The following is a 332-nucleotide window of genomic DNA, read 5'->3' on the forward strand; positions in this document are numbered from 1 at the left end:
ATGAAGAAGTCGTTGTCCCGGTCAAGCGCCGTGGCAAGCGCAAGTCACTGGCGGCTAATCTGCCACGTATCGAAGTTATCCATGAGTTGCCCGAACACGAACTGACCTGCGCCTGCGGTTGCCGCAAGCATGTCATCGGCGAAGAAACCAGCGAGCAGCTCGATATCGTGCCGATGCAGATCCGCGTACTCAAACACGTGCGCAAGATCTATGGCTGCCGTGGTTGCGAGACTGCTCCTGTCACTGCTGACAAGCCCGCCCAGTTAATCGAAAAAAGCATGGCCAGCCCAAGCGTGCTGGCCATGCTGCTGACGACCAAGTACGTCGATGGC

At 57.5% G+C, this 332-nt stretch carries 1 protein-coding gene; it reads left to right on the forward strand.

Features of this window, described 5'->3' with window-relative positions:
* Window positions 1-332, forward strand: a 332-nt coding sequence (locus ACF8RA_RS02430; protein ID WP_392518748.1) for an IS66 family transposase zinc-finger binding domain-containing protein, incomplete at both ends; no start/stop codon positions are given.

The organism is Pseudomonas sp. FYR_5 (genome assembly GCF_043106315.1).
Lineage (GTDB): Bacteria > Pseudomonadota > Gammaproteobacteria > Pseudomonadales > Pseudomonadaceae > Aquipseudomonas > Aquipseudomonas putida_Y.